Origin of the sequence: Hydrogenophaga sp. ZJX-1 (genome assembly GCF_048590325.1) — a bacterium.
Classification (GTDB): Bacteria; Pseudomonadota; Gammaproteobacteria; order Burkholderiales; family Burkholderiaceae_C; genus Hydrogenophaga.
Genome location: NZ_JBMBRA010000002.1, coordinates 85,026 through 102,234, shown reverse-complemented (window position 1 = coordinate 102,234; position 17,209 = coordinate 85,026). Strand labels below are relative to the sequence as shown.

Genomic DNA, 17,209 nt, shown 5'->3' with positions numbered 1-17,209 from the left:
AGTTCTGTCAAGCTGTTTGCCTGCCTCGTCGCCAACGATTTCTTTCGCTCACGCATCAACCACAGATCGACTTCGCCATCCGCTGGCTGGTGCTTGCCCTACGCTTGCCGGGGCAGGAGATCGACGTGCGGGTGGTCCGGGTCTTCTCCTGCGAGGGCCGCGCCTTGTGGCCATGCCCGACCTGGATTTTTAAGTGAGCAGGTACTTCGCGCACCAGTGGGTAGCTAGTGACGGTCCCCCACGTAAAGCTCCGATGGTTCAAAACCAGAGGTACGTTAGTTTCCCAAGTCACCAAGACGGGCAAGGAGCAGCGATGAAGAAGTCCCGATTTGGCGAAGAGCAGATTGCAGATGCGCTCCGAATGACCGACGGCGTTACGCCGGTGGTGTACGCGTGCCGCCAGATCGGGATCTCCGAGTCCACGTTCTGCAAGTGAAAGAAGAGGTTTGGTGAGCTGGGCGCGAGGGAACTGCGCAAGCTCAGGCAGCTTGTGAGGACGAGAAAGCTAGCTTCCGGAGCGTAGTGCACTGCGCCAGCGCATCCGCGACATCGCGCTGAGCCGGCTGCGGTTTGGCTACCTGAGGGAGCCGGTAATGCTCAAACGTGAGGGCTGGCCGCTCCCTCAACGGTCGACTGCGCGACGAGTTCCTCATTGTCAACGAGTTCATCACACTGCACGATGTCCGAGAGAAATTGAAGGCTTGGCAGGACGATTGCAACCACCACCGCCCACACGGCTCGCTCGGTAGCCTGACCCCGAGCGAGTTCGTCAACAGCAGGTCAGTTCAACCCGACGAATCTGCCAGCCAGTAGTTCAGAACTGTCCAGCTTTCGGGGAGCGTAGGTGTGCGTTCAAAATCCCCGTTCCTGCAACCATGCAATAGTCTTCTCGAAAAAAAAGTGTGCCCCCGGGTCCTTGTTGATCAGGTGACCCGCCTCTGGCACAAGGAACGTACTTACATCCGTCCCCTGTCGGTATTTCTGAGGTTCATCCAAGAAGACTGGGTCGGTGGCACAGTCTCCGGTTGTCGTGCACCAGCGCAGGTCGTGTCGACCTAACGCGAACAGCACCGGTACGTGTATGCCTTTGGTGATCTCGACGTTCTCCGAGTCGGGCTTAATCGCCTGTAGCTCGGCGAGCATTACTGTGTCCTGAAACAACAAGGTGTACAAATCGTGGCCGCTTGCGGGGAGCGCGGGCGACAGACGTCGAATGAAGTAACCAGGTAATAGACCACAACCCAGTCCAAAGCTGGGGTGCTCCTCTACTGGTTGCAGCGCGTTGAGAACCATGTCCATCGCCATGCCGCTGAGGCCATGGCCAACTCCGCTGACGATCACTGCATCGGCCGGCGTAGGGTGGACTACTGAGTGCCAAGCCACCATACCGCCCATGGAGTTCCCGTTAACAACGACCCTCTTGAAGCGATGGCCAATGGCCCCGCTCTTGAGCTGCGCCATCACCTGCCGGACCGCGTCGGCCTGCGCCCGGAAGTCCATGCGGGTCGGGTCGGGGCGGTCGCTCTTGCCGTAGCCAGGGCGATCTAGGTTCAGGGTAACAAAACCAGCGTTGGTGGCGTGTCTGACGAAGGAGTGGCGTTCGGGGTCCAGTGGCCAGTCCCAATAGCTGCTGTTGTTGGAGCCGCCAGCCATGAGCAGGATCAACGTTGTGTCCTCGTCAATCTCATGTTGGGTAGACATCTCTGCAAACAGCTCCATGGTGCCGTCGAGGGCAGCCGAGGTCGCAACTCTGAAGCGATAGGCCCTGCAACTAGCGCCAGAGCCTGCCTTGCGCACCGATGCACTTACCGCCCGAGGGCCACATTCGTCGGCAGCAAGCGCGCGTGGCTCGGGCAGGGAGATAGCCGGGACCTGGGCAAGTTGGTCCGGGGCGGGTGTGGCACGTGTGCTCGTGAGGTCGTTGCCGGCATAGGCGGAAAGCCGGGGCGTGGAGGAGGAGAAGGATGAGTTCGTCATTTGCAGCTCGCTTGTTGTCAGTCCAGTGAAATCTTCGCGCGTTGGATTACGGGGCCCCAACGGCCACGTTCCTCTTTGACAAATTCGGCGAAGTCCTTCTGGTTGGCCTTGCGGATCTCTGCGCCCATCTTTGTGTAGGCTTCCCTAACGATTGGATTGTCCAGCGCATTGTTGATGGCGCCGTTTAGCCGGTTTACCACTGCCATCTCGGTACCGCTGCGGACGCCGACGCCTACCCAGATCGCGGCGTCGAACTCTGGGAGTCCTCGTTCGCCGACAGTAGGCACTTCGGGAAGAGCCGATACCCGAGCGCGCGTAGCCATGGCCAGCGCACGAAGTCGGCCAGTCCTGATGTGGGGCTCGAGAAGAGGTACGCCGTCGAGCATCAAGTCAATGCGCCCGCCCATGAGGTCCTGCAACGCACTGGGACCGGACTTGTAGGGCACAGGAACGACATCGATACCGGTTAGGCTGCGAAAGCGCTCGAACGACACGTGAGAGGGTGTGCCGATACCGCCAAAACCGTAGGTGTACGAGTTCGGCGATTTCTTGGCGAGTGCGACGAATTCCTCCAGGGTCTTAGCCGGCACCTTGGGGTTGACAGCTATCACCATTGGGATGGCTGCCAGCGGGGCGACCGGCACGATGTCGTTTTCAGGATCGTAGGGAAGCTTCTTGAACATGAATTGGTTCCAGGCCACTGCGGTGGCCCCCAAAATCATGAGGGTCTGCCCGTCGCTGGGGCTGCGCAGCAAGTCGGCGATGGCGATGAAGCCTGCCGCGCCCGGCTTGTTCTCGACGATCATGGGCCGGTTCATGGACTTGCCTAGTACCTCGGCCAGGGGGCGTGCCAGCATGTCAGCGATGCTGCTGGCGGCCCCCCCAACAATTAGGCGAGACGTCCTGGCGGACTGGGCAAAGGTGGCTGAGGTTGCCAAGGCGCCCAGGGCGACGGCGGAGGTGGCGAAAAAGGTGCGGCGTGTGGTCATGGTGTGTCTTTCGTCTGGTGCTTGGATGGGGCGGGTGGGAAACTGGTCTTGGCTACAAAGAGGCGATTGCTTCTGTGACTTGTGTGGCTCTGACTTGGGCACGTACCGTCGATCGCAGGGTTGTTGCGATGCGTGCAAGCTGCCTGGTGCGTGGAGCCGCGGGGTCCACCGCGCCGGTCACGGAGAGTCCGACCAGGGCATGGCCCGCCTCCCCCAGCCAGTTTGAGAAGAGCGCGAAGGCTGGGTGCTTGGTTCCAAGCTGTCTCAAGGCCGTGCGGCCTTGTTGGCAGCGCTCATGGGCCAGTTCCAACGCGGCCTCCAACACCGCTTCCGGGCTTCGCCTGAGCTCGATTTCCGAGAAAGTGTTGGTCTCATCGACATAGTGGTAGCCATGCTCGGGTCCGCGTGCCTGCACCGCCCTGTGTGCTGGGCCGATGCAGCCCAGATAGCGGCCACCTTCGCCACACTGCGGTCGCATCACTGCTGTGAAGGCATTGCCTCGGTGAGCCGTGGACGAATTCCAAGGCGAGCCTGCCTGCCACAACCGCTGGAGCTGCTCCAACGTGCCAAGTGGCATGTCTCCGCCCTGGCGGTAAACAGCTTTCATGTACTCCAAGTCGATGCGGCCGTAGCGCTCCATCATCCTGCGGTAGGCATAGCGGTTGCGACCTTCGCTGGAGCGGGTATTCAACCGGCGGAAGGCCTTGGGACCTGGTTCCGACTGAATGGCATTCCAATCCAGGGTGAACCAGCCGCCGGCAACCGTGTAGCGGTAGCCCGCCTCGGGCGGGCAGTTCAAATGACCAGATTCCGGCGCCATGGCGTTGTTGTTGGCATAGAGGAAGTCGAAGGTTTCGCCCAGGACGTCCAAGCTGTGTTCCCTAACGATGGGGTGGGGGCTGTTTGGTGCGCCCGGCCGGGATTCGAGGGAGAAGCCTTGCTGCGCATCTGCGAACAGACCGCCCACCGTGCCGAGTGAAATGCCCGCATCGCCAACAGGAAATGCCTGCAAGCGTTTGCGCGCATCGGCCGCGTCGCTGGCGAACTGGAGCAGGTGGAAGGTGGCGGGGCCGCGCCGCACACCGTAGCCCCATTGCGCCTGGGGCTCCCCGGTATTGGCGCCGCCGTGGTGCACATAGGCGAGGCCGGCCGCGTTCATGCCCGGATGGCCAGCCATGTGGAAGTTGCCCAGGACAGGGATGGACCCATTCGCTGAAAACGGGGTGTAGATGAAGGGGTTGCCCTCGTCTGGGAAGGCCACGATAGTGGCCTGGAATGTGCAATCGTGGTCGGTGCTGGAACCTGCGATGAGTGAACCATCGGCCGTGGCCCTGCCCCAGGCGCAGATGCCGCTGCACAAGTCGGTTTCAGTAGACAAGGTGCGTGCGGAAACCCCGAGGTATGCAGCAGTGATGCGGGCGTCGCTGTCGCCGTCCATTTGTGCGAAGGCCATTGGACGGGCTTCTCGGGCTGGTGGCCGGATGCCAGTCCAGATCGCCACTGCCTGTTGGCGCGACATCCGCAGTCCGGCCTCGGTGCAGCCCCGTGCCATGCCGGCGGCGAAGGCCAGCACTTCTGGGGTCAGGCGTTGAAGCTCGGCTTCCCAGCGGCTGATTTCAAGCACTTCGGTGTCGGTGAAGGCTTTCCTTGCCTGCTGGGCGAAGATCCAGGGACCATAGATGTCGATGACTTGTTGCGCATACTGCGCGCCCATTTCGGCATTGCTCCCTTGCAGCACTACCACAGGGTTGACGTTGGGTACCAGGGGCGTGTTGCCAGCGAACTGGATTTCGGCGTTGCGTCGGAGTTCTGGGCGTTCCACCGCTGGCGGCAGGCGACCCGCCTCGCAGGCCTGGCGTATTTGCTCGCAAGCTGAGATGGTGCGTTCGAGACCCTGGGTGGCCTGCGCCACTGCGGCAGGAACCGAGGGCGGCTCAGGGGCGAACTCGCGGTAGGTGCCATCGGCTTGACCCAGGGTCCATTTAGCCTGGGCAAGCCCGATCAGCACGCTGTCAAGTGCCTCGCGCCCGGCGTTGTAGACCGGGTCGCCCCATCCCTTGTCAACAAAGGAACGGTTGGCGTCGTAGACGGCGAACAGCGCCTGTGTGCGAAGCTGCTGGGCCTGGGCTAGTGGGTCGGTCATTCACGTGTCCTCTGTATCGGAGGGAAATCAATCAATGGGCCAGGGCTTGGGGTGCAGCCTGCCTGTGCGAGAGCTCGGTACCAAGTTGCTTGGCTCGGCACTGGCAGTCGGTGAAGCGGCGCAAGGCCGCAGAGAGAGTGCGTAGTCGCGCCGACGGCGTGGATGCGTCTTGCAGTTGCGCGAGCCGGTCTGTGCCTTGCGCCCAGGCTTCGCGCGCCCGATCCAAGATGCCCAGGAAATAGGCCGGGTGCGCGACGCCTCCAGGGGCAGCTAACGCGGCCTCCCATTGCTCCTGGGCCCGTGCCAGCAGCCGCTGCGCGCGGGACCTCGCATCGTCGACCAGAGCCTCGGGCGAGTCCTTGAGGCGGATCTCCCAGAACTCGTTGACCTCGTCGTGGTGGTAGTAGCCGTGCCCCGGAATGTGCATGCGAGTGCGTCGGTTGGCTGGGCCGATGCAGCCCATGTACAGCCCGTTGCCGGCGTTGTCAGGTTGCATGATGCTGGTGAAGGCGTTCACTCGGTGGCACACCGAACTGGGCCAGGGGTTGCCGGCCAGCCAGGCCTTTTCGATTTCCACCCGCGACATGGGGCGGCCGTCGGCGTGGCGGCGCGCGGGTGGGCTACCGCGAAGAAGGTCCAGCATCGTGTCGACGCTGATACGCCCATTGCTCGCCTGCAGGGTCTCGAAGTGGTAGCGGTTACGGCCCTGCGAGCTTTTGGTGGACAGCAGGGGGCTGAGCCCGAGTGGACCGAGGTGCAAGTGGTGTACGGGGGCGCCCTCGAACCAGCCCTCAATGGAGTTGTAGCTGTAGCCCGACTCTGGTGGCTGGAACCCGCCGCTGGAGCGCGGGTGCATGGAGTTGTTGTTGGCGTAAAGAAAGCTGTAGCGTTGTCCCTGGGTGTCGAAGGCGTGCGTGCGAACGATGGCGTTCTGCCCTACCGATGGCGAGGGCCTGGCTTCGCACGCGTAGGCCCCGTTGGCGTCGGCATAGAAACCGCCAACGGAACCCAGGATGGTCCCGACGTCCCCGATCGGGCAGGTCAGCTCGAAGGCCAGTGCCTCCTTAGTGCTGGCGGCATAGCGCAGGTTGTGGAAGGTGGATGCGCCTCGGCGCAAGCCGTAGCCACGATCCGCCGGGCCCTCAATGCCGTGTAGGCCACCACCGTGATGCACATAGGCCAGGCCCTGGTCGTTCATGCCCGGGTGGCCGGCGAAGAAGTACTGGCCAAGCTGGGGGATGAAGCCGTTGACCGAGAAGGGCGTGTAGATGTACGCGTGGCCGGTGTCGGGGTATGCCACCACCGTGGCCTGGAAGGTGCAGTCGTGGTCGGTGGTGGACGCCGCCACCAACTTGCCCTCGCTGGTGGCTTCACCCCAGGCGCAGCAGCCACTGCACAGGTCCTCGTGCGCCTCGACGGCCGCGTGCTGCGCGGATTGCCCGCCCAGGTAGGCCGACGCAGACCGGTCTTCGTTTCTTTGGCCCGCTGGCGCGAGATCACGGATGCCATGACCCTTGATGCCCTGCGCAATGGGTTCGAAGTGGCCGGTCCAGAGTTGGATGGCGTTCCAGTAGTCCAAGGCAATGCCCAGGTCGTGGGCCGCATCCACCCAGCCACGCACCATGTCGCAGATCTCCGGTGTCAGGTGTTCTAGGTGCTCATGCCAACGGCTTATGGTGAGCAGTTCCTGCTCGCTGAAGCGGCGCTTGGCCACGGCTTCGAAGATCCAGCTGCCATAGACATCGACAACCTGCTCGATGTATTGCCTGCCCATCTCGTAGGAACTGCCCTGAAGAAGCACGATGGGGCAGACGGTGGGAACGAGAGGCACCCCGTCCGCGAACAGGATCTCGCTGTCTTGATGGGTAGGCACTTGAACAGCGAACTCGTCGGCCGGGACATCGAACTGCCGTCCCTCCAGCGTTGCCCGCGAACGGTCTGCGAGCACCAGGCAGCTGGCGAAGGACGCTCCTGCGAGGTCGGCATCCACCATGCTGGCGGTGAAGTCGGTGAAGTACAGCGCTGAGCCGCTGAAGCGGCCCAAGTACCACTTGGCCTTGGTCAGGTGCAGCAGTGCTTGATCGATGGCTGACCGTTCCCGGACATACAGCATCGAGTCGGTTGGTACTGCGTTCAGTGCCTGCACGGCCTGCGCGATGGCGTGGTGGGCGGTTTCAGACGCGGTTTGCAGGCTTGCCAGACGTTCTTGCTGGCTTCCGAGCTTTTCCAGTGTGGTATCAAGTTCCATTAGGGCTGTCTTCAAGTTGAATCTCAGTAAGTTGGTGTGCTGCTTGCCTCGGAAATACTAGGAGTCAGGTGCTTGGTTCGGAAGGCATCAGTTTTCTGTCATGACCACTGATAGTTGTCATTCGAGGCCCAAAAATGCCTTAAAACCTGAATTTTTGGGTTTAAATCAAGGGGTAAAAGAAAACGTTTGGATGTCGCTTGGTCGGAGTCCCTTACTTCCCATGAAACTGCAACAACTGGAGCTGTTGGTCGCGGTGGTGCAGCACGGCAGCATTCGCGCGGCGGCGCGGCAACTGCACCTTTCGCAGGCCGCGATCACCAAGGCCATGCGCTTGCTGGAAGAGGAGGCGGGCGTGGCGCTGCTGGAGCGCCGTTCGCGTGGCATCGACCTGACGGATGCGGGTCGACGCCTGGTCGCGCGGGCGCGGATCATTACGCGCCAGGTGGCGCTGGCCCGCGACGACCTGCGGCAGACCGCCGGTGGCGATGCGGGCAGCTTGAGAGTCGGCATCACGCCCTACGTGACCCGCGCCGTGCTGGGCGAGGCCTTTACTTGGTTTCGCCAGCGATACCGGAATGTGCAGCTGGAGTTGGTGGACGGGCTGGTGCACCGGGTGCTGCCCCGCATACGCGATGGCTCGCTGGACATGGCCGTGACGATAGGAGACACAGAGGCAAGGTTGGGCGACGAGTTCGAGGTGGAGCACATCCAGTGCATGGGTCAATGTGTGGCGGTACGCCGTGGGCACCCCGTGCTGGAGGCACCGAGTGCCGCGGCGCTGGTGCAGTTCGAATGGGTGGCCACGCAGCCCATGGGAGGGGATGGGCCAAGCCAACTGTCGGCCATGTTTGCCGATGCAGGCGTGGCACCCCCAGAGCGCGTCATCGTCTGTGAGGCCTTGCAGGCCATGGTCCTGCTGCGCTGCTCGGACAGCGTGGCCATCATGCTGCGAGGGTCTCTTGCCTTGCCGGAGATGCAGGACATGGTGGCCATCGACCAAACTACACTGCGCCCGCCCGATGTAGCCTTGATTCGGGTGACTCGTTCCGACGTGCCCATGACGAGGGCCGGGGAGTACTTTGCACATTGCCTTGAGCAGACGATACGCAGTGCTAGGCTGGTGTAGGCTGTGTACCTCTGTCAGGCCAGCACAGCCCCCGCGCCAGCGAAGCCTGCCGGCAGTGCCAGCAGATCCAGCATGTTGCGAACGGTGCAGGCAGCGGTCGAGGTGACGGGCAGGCCAAGCAGATCCTGCGCCTGCTGCAGCGCAGGCAGCGAGGGCATCTGCACACAGGCGGAGAGCACCACCACGTCTACGTTGGCGATGTTCAGGCGCTTGACGTCGTCCATCAACCGCATGGGGTCGCGCCGGCCCACCTCCAGGTTGTCGGGGATCTCGAAGCAGATGCGGTCGACCACCTCGATGCCTTCGTGCTCGATGTACTCGACCACCTTCTGCGTCAGCGGCTTCATGTACGGCGCCAGCAGCGAGATTTTTTTCGCACCCAGCGCCTTGAGGCCGTGGATCAGCGCGCCGGCCGAGGTCATGACCTTGGAGGCCGCGCCCGCCTCGGCCACGGCCGCTGCCATGTCGCGCTCGACCGCGCGGTGGAAGCCCGGCCCTTGGGCCATGATGGCCACCAAGCAGGCGGTGCTCATCACGTCCACACGGGCATCGGCCAGTTCAGCGGCGCAGCGCTGGGTCTGCCCGTTCATGGCCTTGAGTTCTTCGGGTGTGACCTTGTGCATGCGCATGCGGCTGGCGTGGAAGGTGAAGCGCTCGGGCGCGATGGCCTCGCGCAGGCGCAGCATGGCCGGGATTTCGGTCTCCATGGTGGTGTTGGAGCTGGGCACCATCTGGCCGATGCGGATGGGGCGGACGGAGGAGTTCATTCAGTGTTTTCCTGACTGCGTAGCAGTAGGACGCGATAAGCGTCGGGAATTGGGATGGCACGGCGTTCGCCGTGCGGGATGCATATGGGGCTGAACACGCCAGTGAAGACGGCGGCGCCCTGGGGCCGGGTGGCGATCACGTGAACGTCGTAGCTGGCGTTGCGGATCTCGCCCACGCGCACCGCCATGTCGAACACGTCGCCAGGCCACAGCGCGCCTTGGAACACCAGCGACATGCCCTTGCATGGCGTGTCTATGCCCAGGGCCTGGCGGAAGTCGGCCGGCTCGCCCTCGAACAGGTGCTCGTGGAACAGCGACACCGCCGCCACTAGGTAGTCGGTGAAGCGCGGCGTGTAGACCACGCCGGCCGGGTCGCATTCGCCCCAGCGCACGCGACGACGTACCACGAAAGGCCGGGTGCTCAGAACGAACTCGGTTGGTTCGATGGCCATGGGTTCAGCCCACCGTCGCGTTGCGCCGGGCCTCCAGCGCGGCCACGAGTTCAGGGAACTGGGCGCGCAGCCTGTCCTCGCCGATACGGCCGGTGCGTGTCATGTAGCTGTGCACGAAGTCGTGCACGTTGCCACAGGCCATGTGGCGTGCGATGTCCTCGTACCAGTTGAAGCTGTTCTCGGAGGCTTCGATCAGTTTGGTCTTGCCGGGGCGGCGGGCCGCCTCGTAGGCTGCACCGATGGCGGGCACGTCGCCCAGGTGGGCGAGGATGGCGTCGGCCAGCGCGATCGAGTCCTCCATGGCGATGCGTGTGCCCGAGCCGATGGAGAAGTGAGCGCTGGACAGGGCATCGCCGATCAGCACTGTCTTGCCGCTGTGCCAGCGCTGGTTGCGTATGACCGGAAACTGGCGCCACACCGAGTTGCTGGCGACCAGGGGCAGGCCTTCGAGCTCGGGCGCGAAGATGTGCTCGAACAGACCCTGGCGCATCTCGTCCGTCATCTTGTCCAGACCGTTGTGGAACCAGGTGGCCTCGTCGCATTCGGCGACGAAGGTGCTCATGGTGTCGCTATAGCGGTAGTAGTGAGCCACGAAGTGGCCACCCGCGTGCTCGCGGAAGACCAGCGCCGGATTGGGGAAGAGGCGCGTGGTGCCGTACCAGGCGAAGCGGTTGTGCAGCAGGCGCTGGCTGGTGCCGAAGGTCTCGGCCCCATCCTGGCGCACCACCGAGTTCACGCCGTCGGCGCCGACCACCAGGTCTGCGCTGGCGGTGATGGACGCCAGGCCGCCGTTGGCCAGATCCAGGCGCGAGGAGAAGTGCAGGTCCACGCCCACCTCGGCGCACTGGCCCTGCAGTATGCGTAGCAGCTCGATGCGGGTGATGGCGCCACCGCCCGCGCCGGGGCGAATGATGTCCAGCACCTCGTCGTTCAGGCAGATGGTCTGCTGGTGCGAGAAGTGCATGGCCGTGCGCAGCGCGTCGTGCGAGATTTTGTCAGCGGCTTCCAGGTGCGACAGGCCGGTGTCGGCCATGACCACGCCGAAGCCGAAGGTGTCGCCCTGCCGGTTCTGCTCGTGCACCGACACCTTCAGTTCGGGCCGGCGACGCTTGAGAAGCAGGGCCAGGTACAGGCCCGAGGGGCCGCCGCCCACGATGGCGATGTTCATGACGCTTCTCCGACGATGTGCAGTTCGTCGCGCGAGAACTCGGCGATGCGGCCGACCAGTCCGCCGGTGAGCGCGCCGTACCACACGGCCGGCTTGAAGCCAAGGGCCTTGCGATTGAAGCGCAGCTCGCCCTCGGCGCTGATGCGGGTGTAGCCGCGCGGGCCGGGCTGGACGGAGACGCCTACCTGCTCGCGCGCGCGCTCGATCAGGGGATGAAACTCATCGACGTTCAAGACAAACAATGTGGGCATCTCAGGCCTCCTGGGTGAGTTCGGAAAGCTCGGCACCCTTGCGGCGCCAGACGTCGTCGATACAGCGGAAGGCGCCGGCATTGCCCAGGTCCTCCAGTTCCATGCCGGCGCGGATGGTGCGCTCGGCGTCCTCGGCATCGATGGTCTGCATGGGCCGCAGCTGGAAGGTGATCTCCAGCGGGTAGCCGTTGGGGTCGGTGAAGTAGAGCGACTCGATGATTTCGTGCCGGGTCTCGTAGCGCAGCGGCACGCCCTGAGCCAGCAGGCGCTGGCGCCAGATCTCCAGGTCTTCGAGCTTCTCCACCTGCCAGGCGGTGTGCGTCGCGGTGTAGAAGTGACTTTGGACCGGCTCCAGGTAGTCCGGTCGCTGGGTGCCGATGTAGTAAAAGAAGGCGATGGTGCTGCCGTTGCCGCTGTCGAAGAAGAAGTGCAGGAAGTCGGGATGACCATCGGGCCAGCCGCGTGCCGAGATCGCGTGCACCAGGGGCAGGCCCAGCTTGTCGCGGTAGAACTCGACGGTCTCGCGCAGCTTCCAGGTCGGGCGCGCCGTGTGGTGCACGCCATGGATGGGCGTGCTGCGTTGGGTGAGTGGGTGGCTCATGGGAAGGGCTCCAGAGGAATGAAGAGAATCAGGCGTAGCGCTGGCGCAGCGTGAGCTTGTCGAGCTTGCCGACGTGGGTGACCGGCAATTCGGCGATGACTTCGATGCGCTCGGGCCACTTGAACTTGGCCAGGCCATAGGCCTGCAGGTGCTGGCCCAGCGACGCGACTGTGGGTGCCTGGGCGCCGGGCTGCAGCACCATGCACACGCACATGCGCTCGCCCAGTAGTGGGTCCTTAAGGCCAATGACAGCGCTGGCGGCCACGGCCGGGTGGGTGTTGACGGCGGTCTCAACCTCCTCAGCGTTGATCTTCTCGCCGCCTCGGTCCACTACATCTTTGATGCGACCCTCGTACACGTGGTAGATCTTGCCGCCGATCAGGCGTTTGGACATCAGGTCGCCGGAGCGGTAGAAGCCGTCGCTGGTGAAAGCCTCGGCATTGCGCTCGGCCGCGTCGTAGTAGCCGTGCACCGTGTAGGGGCCGCGAAAGGCGGACTCTCCGACCTCGCCTAGGGGCAGCTCCTCCTCAGTGCCAGGCCGCAGGATCTTGACTTCGTCGTGCGGCGAGATGGGCCGGCCCACTGTGTGGTAGCGTGCCTCGTCCGAGTCACTGGGATGGGTAAACATGATTACCCCCTCGGTCATGCCGAAGACATGGTAGGTGGGCACGCCGGTCAGCTTTTCCACCGTGTCGGCGCCCTTGGATGTGATGGAGCCGCGCGCATGCGAGAAGCTCACCGCACCGCTGGCGATGGCTGGCTGCAGCTTGTCCAGCAGCGGGCCGGGTAGGGTGAACCATGTGGGCTTGTCGCGCCGCAGGATGCCCATCACGGTCTCCGCGTCCAGCGTGGGCGCAAGGGCGATGGCGCCGCCGGCCAGCAGCATGGGCGCCGAGCAACATACCAGGTTGAAGTTGTGGATCAGCGGCATGGGGTTGTAGAAGCAGTCTCCCGGACCGAAGCCAAACCAGTCCACCACCGCGCGCATGTTGTAGACGTAATCACCCGAACTGCGCGGGATGATCTTGGGCACACCGGTGGTGCCGCCCGAAAGCTGGAACAGTGCCACCTGGTAAGAGTCGCGCGGCAGCGCCCGCACCCGGACTCGGGCTGTGGCCGGGTCCTGCGCCTCCCACAGTTCGCGCAGCGACCGGGCGCCTCCCTGTGCTGGACCACGCGCTACCACGGTGTGTGCGAGCGAGGGCACCTTGGCGCGCATGCGCATCGAGAACTCGACGTGGTCGAACTTGGGGTCGTCACCCGGCACCAGGTGCAGGCGGGCTTGCGCGTGCTGGGCCAGGTAGCCGATCTCGCGCTCTCGGTGTGAGGCCAGTGCGCAGACCGGGATCAGGTTGGCCTTAAAGCAGGCCAGTAGGGCGATTACCAGTTCCTTGCAGTTGGGCAGTTGGAATACCACGCGGTCCAGCGGGGCCAGACCCAGGTCTAGTAGGGCGGCGGCGGCGCGGTCCGTCAGGATGTCTAGTTCCCCGTGGGTGATCACCCCCTCAGGCCCCACCAGCGCGGGGCGGTGGGCGTGGGCGGCGTGGGTGGCCATGAAGGCCTCGGCCAGCGTGGATTGGCCAATGAACCCCGCCTCGGTGTCGCGGCGCAGCTGTTCGGGCGGGGGGTAGACCACGCCCGGCACGCGCAGCGTGGGACCTGGGGTTGTATGGAGGAAAGGTGCGAGCATAGCGGTGGACTTCACTCCGGTTGGATGCCAGTGTTCCGGTAGACATCCATACACAGGATCTTCTTCATGTATGCAAAGGCCATGGCAGAGGTAAGGAAGGGGTGTTTCATTGCAGTCTCCAGTGTTTTGTTCAAAGATCAAAAGCGGCTGTCCAGCCAGCCCTGGATGTGGCTGCCGGCGATCTCCTGGCCATTGGGCTCATCAGGCCCAAGTGCTTGACCGTGGTGATTGCCGCGTACCCGCAGGTGGGTTTTATCGGGAGTGGGCATGGCGGCCAGCATTACCTGTATGTCGGCAGGGAAGACACAGTTGTCGCCCGTGTACTCGATGAGCAGCGCTGGCTGCTGCACCAATGGCACTGTCTTGGCCATAACCGCGTTGGAGGACAGGCCCGACCAGGTAGACAGCCAGGACTCAGGCGTGACAACCCGAGCAAAACCCACGCTGCCTAGGTTGGAGACGGCTGGGTCTGCTCCCCACAAGGTGCCCACCAGTCGGTCCGAAGGGTCCAGCGAGGTGTCCCAACTGCGCAGGTCGGCGTCGGTACGCCAGACTTGGAAGATTGGCGAATGGCTGGCCACCTGCTTGTCGGTGCGGCTGGGCGCTTCCTTTAGTCGAGCCAGTGCTTCGCGCTTGCGTCGGATCATCTCGCGTGCCTTGGCGTCGATTCGTTCGCAGCGCACGACTTGGGCAGCGCGGTAGCGTTCGATGAAGTCCGGTGCGTATTGCGCGGACTCCGGTGGACGCCGAAAGCCATTGGTTGAGCTGAAAGGGTCCAGTGCCGGGTCGCAGGAGAAGGCGTCGTTCTCGTCCGTAACGGAGGGGTCCAGAGCATTGAGGAGGAGCGCGCCCTGGCCAGGATGGGGCGAGACGAATATGAGGCCGTCCACCACCGGCAGTTCGGCGTTTGCTAGCTGAGTGGGGCGACCACCGGGTGTGCGTGCGATGCGCTGCTCGGCGGGCAGCAGCGATTGCTGGTTGTAGAAGCTCAGTAGGCCGGCGCCACCAGAGTTACCCAGCAACACGATCTTTTCGAAACCCAGGGCGCGTAGCTGGCGAATGCCAGCCGCTACGTCCAGCAGGGCGATCTCGTGTTCCAGCCGCAGATCGTTGCCGATAGAGCGCGGTGCCTGAGCCCAGAAGGCCCAACCGGCGTCAAGCACGTCGGGTACAAGGTAGTGAGTCATGACCATTTCGCGAGGGTGCATTGCAAGCACTGCTTTGCGTTCACCACCGCGGGCGAATAGGAAGCCCAGGGCGCGCTGGCCATCGTGAGTGTTCAGCGAGAACGGGGTAGTGCTGAATGGGAGCTTCATACGCTCTGCGTTCCACGAGGCGCCCCGTAAGCCCGCCGTCACCGCTACTCGCCCGGTCTTGGGCGTCTCTTGTGTCATGTGTTCTCCTAAATTGAGTTGCAATCAAATAATGGCGAACTTTACTATATTTGACCCACACTCAATTAAGGGAAACCACTGATGCCATTGTGCTGAACAGGGTCTGGTCGAAGCTGCTGCTGATGACCGTGAGCACAACAACAAGGCGACTCCAAAGTGGCCGAGCCGGCCAAGTACGCAGCCCGTGAGGGTCGGCGTCCGCGGTGCCACTTCGGAAAGGGCAGCGGATAGCCTGTGCCGCGAGCAAGTGCTGGCGTGTGCGATGGCATGGAAGCTGTCCGAAGTGCAGAAGGACTCCACCGCCAGCGGCATCTCCCGCTCCACGCAGCGTTACAGACCGACGGAACGCGACGACTCGGGGGTCATCACCTTCATTCAGACACACATGGCGCTAACCCGCGTCACGGCTTTGGACTGCTGTACGACAGCGCCCGCCTCCAAGGCAAGCCCTGGGGCAAGACGGTGCTACGGCGCGTGTACTGCGAGCTACGGCTGAACCTGCCGCGGCGCGTCAAGAATCGACTGCCTGCGTGCATCAAACAGCCACTACACGTCGCAGGCCAACCTAACCAGGCTTGGAGCAGCGACCTCATGTCAGACGCGCTGTGGTCCAGTTGGCGGTTCAGAACCTTCAACGTTTTCGACGAATTCAACCGCGAAAGTCTGCGCATCGAGGTCGATGCAAGCCTGGCTGCAGCGCGCGTCGTCCATTCGCTCAACGAACTGGTGGAAATGCGCGGTGCCGATGTCGATTCGCCTGGACAACGACCCGGAGTTCATCGCCCATGCCTTGACTCAATGGGCGCTGAGCACAGGCATTGCCCTGCAGCACATCCAGCCTGAAAAGCCGACCCTGAACGCCTACGTCGAACGGTTCAACAAGACCTACCGCATCGAGGTGCTGGACTGCTGCGTCTTCCAGTCCCTGCCGGAAATGTGTGGCATGACGGTCGACTGGCAGAACTGATAGAGCCATCTTCGTCCACATGAAGCCCTTGGCCGAATCCCCCTCCGGTCGAGTACGGTGTTAAACCGTTCTCCAACCTCAACTTTGATTGGAGCAGGAGTTCAAGGGTGCTTCAAGGATGATGGGGTGACGCATAGTGGTATGGGCCGAGTCTCAACACCGCAACGGCTGCGAGTGCCAAGCCTGTCGCGGCGACCCAAAGTGGTTGAGCGTAACTTTGCGATCCGTCAAAGCGAGCGCCGAAAGCAATAGGTCCGAGTAGCCCACCAATCGCGAACGCGAAGAACAAGAGACCGTAGATCGAGCCGAAAGCTCGCAGCCCGAAGTACCTGCGCACGAAGAATGGAATGAAGTCACCTTCCGCGCCGATTGCGAATCCGATCATCAACCCGCACATCGCCACGGAGGCGAAACCTGTGGGTGCACCAGATGCCAGAAGTGCGGTGCCTGCGCTGGCTAAAGCGAACGACACGGCAGCGATGCGAGGGGCCGGATACACGTCGAGCACGGCGCCGCATACCAACCTACCAAGCACTACGCCTACGCCTGTAAGTGCTGCCACGCGTGCGCCGCCGGAAGCGCTGACGCCCAAGTCGGTTACTAGCGAAACCAAGTGGATCGAAACTCCAAGGCTCGACGCTGAGACTACAAGAATCACCGCTGACAGCAGCCAAAAGCGACCTCTGCGCAGTGCTTCGGATACTGTCTCGCCAGGCATACTCAACTTGTAAGGGGTCCCCTCGCGACGCGCCAGCGGCCGATGCTTTCGCGGTAGAAACATCAGGACGCAGGCGAGGGCACCGAAGACTGCGGACCAGAGGGCGAGGTGGATGTATGCACCGCGCCAGCCATACTGGGCTATGAACCCTTGCGTAATCATGGGCATCAGTACCGTGCCCACGCCCATGCCGACGCCAGCGAGGCCGAGTGCCAATCCTAGGCGTTTGTCAAACCACATGGCAAGCACCGACAGGTAGCCCGGTGGAGTGGTGGCGGCGCCAACGACGCCAATAAGGAAGCTCAAGCCACCGAACAGCAAGGGGTCATTGCCCACCCTCGCCAATAGGTTGATCAGCAGTGCCATGAGTGCAACCGATGCCAAGATGATTCGTGCAGGACCGAAGCGATCGATGCACCGGCCTACCAGCACCGAGCCTATAGCCAGCCCCAACATCGACAGCACACCAGCGCCAGCGGTTTCGGCGCGGCCCCAGGAGAACTCTGCGGCTACCGGCTTGAGGAAGACAGAAAGCGTTGAAAAGTACATCGGGGCGAAGCCTGACCCCAGACCTACGGCTGCTCCAAGAACCACAAGGCTTTGCTGCACCCCTGATTTTTCAACACTTGCACCCGGAAGTACGACATCGGCAATACCTGAAGGATTGGGTGTCGAGTTGTTTGTGTCCATACGAACTCCATGATTGGCGGATTAGGTG

General features: G+C 63.0%; 16 protein-coding genes. 4 read left to right on the top strand and 12 right to left on the bottom strand.

Annotated elements, in window-relative coordinates; genetic code table 11:
- Positions 1-313 precede the first annotated feature (313 nt).
- On the top strand, positions 314-436 hold the full coding sequence (locus tag ACN5W5_RS05285) for a transposase (RefSeq protein WP_420047515.1): 123 nt from the start codon (positions 314-316) through the stop codon (positions 434-436).
- A gap of 167 nt (positions 437-603) precedes the next feature.
- Complete coding sequence (locus tag ACN5W5_RS05280) at positions 604-813, top strand: integrase core domain-containing protein (protein ID WP_420047514.1); 210 nt, start codon at positions 604-606, stop codon at positions 811-813.
- Positions 814-852: 39 nt separating this feature from the next.
- Here the strand turns inward: ACN5W5_RS05280 and ACN5W5_RS05275 are convergent, their stop codons facing one another.
- The 4 genes from ACN5W5_RS05275 to ACN5W5_RS05260 form a co-directional block, all read right to left on the bottom strand.
- Positions 853-1,719, bottom strand: coding sequence for an alpha/beta hydrolase (locus tag ACN5W5_RS05275; protein ID WP_420047513.1), 867 nt, complete (start codon positions 1,717-1,719; stop codon positions 853-855).
- 275 nt (positions 1,720-1,994) lie between these two features.
- Entirely contained in the window at positions 1,995-2,966 is a 972-nt protein-coding gene (locus tag ACN5W5_RS05270) for a Bug family tripartite tricarboxylate transporter substrate binding protein (RefSeq protein WP_420047512.1), read from the bottom strand.
- A gap of 52 nt (positions 2,967-3,018) precedes the next feature.
- Positions 3,019-5,109 (bottom strand): hypothetical protein, encoded by a 2,091-nt coding sequence (locus ACN5W5_RS05265; protein WP_420047511.1) that lies wholly within the window; start codon positions 5,107-5,109, stop codon positions 3,019-3,021.
- Positions 5,110-5,140: 31 nt separating this feature from the next.
- The gene (locus ACN5W5_RS05260; RefSeq protein ID WP_420047510.1) at positions 5,141-7,357 is read right to left on the bottom strand and encodes a hypothetical protein; all 2,217 of its coding nucleotides are present in this window, start codon (positions 7,355-7,357) and stop codon (positions 5,141-5,143) included.
- A gap of 220 nt (positions 7,358-7,577) precedes the next feature.
- On the opposite strand from ACN5W5_RS05260, the gene ACN5W5_RS05255 reads away from it, so the two are divergent.
- The gene (locus tag ACN5W5_RS05255) at positions 7,578-8,483 is read left to right on the top strand and encodes a LysR family transcriptional regulator (RefSeq protein ID WP_420047509.1); all 906 of its coding nucleotides are present in this window, start codon (positions 7,578-7,580) and stop codon (positions 8,481-8,483) included.
- A gap of 14 nt (positions 8,484-8,497) precedes the next feature.
- Here the strand turns inward: ACN5W5_RS05255 and ACN5W5_RS05250 are convergent, their stop codons facing one another.
- The 7 genes from ACN5W5_RS05250 to ACN5W5_RS05220 form a co-directional block, all read right to left on the bottom strand.
- On the bottom strand, positions 8,498-9,250 hold the full coding sequence (locus ACN5W5_RS05250; RefSeq protein WP_420047508.1) for a maleate cis-trans isomerase family protein: 753 nt from the start codon (positions 9,248-9,250) through the stop codon (positions 8,498-8,500).
- Positions 9,247-9,702 (bottom strand): acyl-CoA thioesterase, encoded by a 456-nt coding sequence (locus ACN5W5_RS05245; RefSeq protein WP_305723836.1) that lies wholly within the window; start codon positions 9,700-9,702, stop codon positions 9,247-9,249. The genes ACN5W5_RS05250 and ACN5W5_RS05245 overlap by 4 nt, the downstream gene beginning before the upstream one ends.
- 4 nt (positions 9,703-9,706) lie before the next feature.
- On the bottom strand, positions 9,707-10,870 hold the full coding sequence (locus tag ACN5W5_RS05240; protein ID WP_420047507.1) for an FAD-dependent monooxygenase: 1,164 nt from the start codon (positions 10,868-10,870) through the stop codon (positions 9,707-9,709).
- A complete protein-coding gene (locus ACN5W5_RS05235; protein ID WP_420047506.1) occupies positions 10,867-11,121 on the bottom strand; it encodes a hypothetical protein in 255 nt (84 codons plus the stop codon). Before ACN5W5_RS05235 ends, ACN5W5_RS05240 begins: the two co-directional genes overlap by 4 nt.
- A 1-nt stretch (position 11,122) precedes the next feature.
- A complete protein-coding gene (locus ACN5W5_RS05230) occupies positions 11,123-11,722 on the bottom strand; it encodes a VOC family protein (RefSeq protein ID WP_420047505.1) in 600 nt (199 codons plus the stop codon).
- Positions 11,723-11,750: 28 nt separating this feature from the next.
- Positions 11,751-13,412, bottom strand: coding sequence for an AMP-binding protein (locus tag ACN5W5_RS05225; RefSeq protein ID WP_420047504.1), 1,662 nt, complete (start codon positions 13,410-13,412; stop codon positions 11,751-11,753).
- Positions 13,413-13,549: 137 nt separating this feature from the next.
- Positions 13,550-14,806, bottom strand: a complete 1,257-nt coding sequence (locus ACN5W5_RS05220) for an alpha/beta hydrolase (RefSeq protein WP_420047503.1) — start codon at positions 14,804-14,806, stop codon at positions 13,550-13,552.
- Between the two features lie 745 nt (positions 14,807-15,551).
- Here ACN5W5_RS05220 and ACN5W5_RS05215 point away from each other — a divergent pair.
- Positions 15,552-15,773: an integrase core domain-containing protein gene (locus tag ACN5W5_RS05215; protein WP_420048160.1), complete on the top strand. Its 222-nt coding sequence runs from the start codon at positions 15,552-15,554 to the stop codon at positions 15,771-15,773.
- Positions 15,774-15,885: 112 nt separating this feature from the next.
- Here ACN5W5_RS05215 and ACN5W5_RS05210 read toward each other — a convergent pair whose 3' ends face one another.
- Positions 15,886-17,181, bottom strand: coding sequence for an MFS transporter (locus ACN5W5_RS05210; RefSeq protein ID WP_420047502.1), 1,296 nt, complete (start codon positions 17,179-17,181; stop codon positions 15,886-15,888).
- Positions 17,182-17,209 lie beyond the last annotated feature (28 nt).

Excerpts from the sequence above, each read along its gene's own strand:
- ACN5W5_RS05235 (WP_420047506.1), bottom strand. The coding sequence starts at position 11,121 with ATGCCCACATTGTTTGTCTTGAACGTCGATGAGTTTCATCCCCTGATC.
- ACN5W5_RS05265 (WP_420047511.1), bottom strand. The coding sequence starts at position 5,109 with ATGACCGACCCACTAGCCCAGGCCCAGCAGCTTCGCACACAGGCGCTG.
- ACN5W5_RS05220 (WP_420047503.1), bottom strand. The coding sequence starts at position 14,806 with ATGACACAAGAGACGCCCAAGACCGGGCGAGTAGCGGTGACGGCGGGC.
- ACN5W5_RS05275 (WP_420047513.1), bottom strand. The coding sequence starts at position 1,719 with ATGGAGCTGTTTGCAGAGATGTCTACCCAACATGAGATTGACGAGGAC.
- ACN5W5_RS05260 (WP_420047510.1), bottom strand. The coding sequence starts at position 7,357 with ATGGAACTTGATACCACACTGGAAAAGCTCGGAAGCCAGCAAGAACGT.
- ACN5W5_RS05240 (WP_420047507.1), bottom strand. The coding sequence starts at position 10,870 with ATGAACATCGCCATCGTGGGCGGCGGCCCCTCGGGCCTGTACCTGGCC.
- ACN5W5_RS05215 (WP_420048160.1), top strand. The coding sequence starts at position 15,552 with ATGTCGATTCGCCTGGACAACGACCCGGAGTTCATCGCCCATGCCTTG.
- ACN5W5_RS05210 (WP_420047502.1), bottom strand. The coding sequence starts at position 17,181 with ATGGACACAAACAACTCGACACCCAATCCTTCAGGTATTGCCGATGTC.
- ACN5W5_RS05255 (WP_420047509.1), top strand. The coding sequence starts at position 7,578 with ATGAAACTGCAACAACTGGAGCTGTTGGTCGCGGTGGTGCAGCACGGC.
- ACN5W5_RS05225 (WP_420047504.1), bottom strand. The coding sequence starts at position 13,412 with ATGCTCGCACCTTTCCTCCATACAACCCCAGGTCCCACGCTGCGCGTG.
- ACN5W5_RS05250 (WP_420047508.1), bottom strand. The coding sequence starts at position 9,250 with ATGAACTCCTCCGTCCGCCCCATCCGCATCGGCCAGATGGTGCCCAGC.
- ACN5W5_RS05270 (WP_420047512.1), bottom strand. The coding sequence starts at position 2,966 with ATGACCACACGCCGCACCTTTTTCGCCACCTCCGCCGTCGCCCTGGGC.
- ACN5W5_RS05245 (WP_305723836.1), bottom strand. The coding sequence starts at position 9,702 with ATGGCCATCGAACCAACCGAGTTCGTTCTGAGCACCCGGCCTTTCGTG.
- ACN5W5_RS05285 (WP_420047515.1), top strand. The coding sequence starts at position 314 with ATGAAGAAGTCCCGATTTGGCGAAGAGCAGATTGCAGATGCGCTCCGA.
- ACN5W5_RS05230 (WP_420047505.1), bottom strand. The coding sequence starts at position 11,722 with ATGAGCCACCCACTCACCCAACGCAGCACGCCCATCCATGGCGTGCAC.